Genomic DNA, 248 nt, shown 5'->3' on the forward strand with positions numbered 1-248 from the left:
GGAGCGACGTGGTAAAGATGTTGAAACCACTCGGCGTTCTTGTGAAAAGTTTCGCCTGCATCCCACCACCATTGTCAATTTCGTTGAAGGCTCCCGTTTCACGCAAGAAAAACATCAGCAAACCCACTCCACTTTTCAAAACTTGTTGCCACCAAAGGCGGCAGGCATTGCGATGGCGCTAAATGTACTGGGTAAACAATTCGATAAACTGCTTAATGTTACGCTGTGTTATCCGGACAATAACCGTC

Annotated in this window: 1 pseudogene; it reads left to right on the forward strand. The window is 46.8% G+C overall.

What is annotated here, in order from left to right:
• Nucleotides 1-248, forward strand: a pseudogene (gene yihG, locus R0J87_RS23140) (1-acylglycerol-3-phosphate O-acyltransferase YihG); the annotation flags it as partial.

The sequence above is a fragment of the Halomonas sp. SIMBA_159 genome (assembly GCF_046536035.1).
GTDB lineage: Bacteria > Pseudomonadota > Gammaproteobacteria > Pseudomonadales > Halomonadaceae > Vreelandella > Vreelandella venusta_A.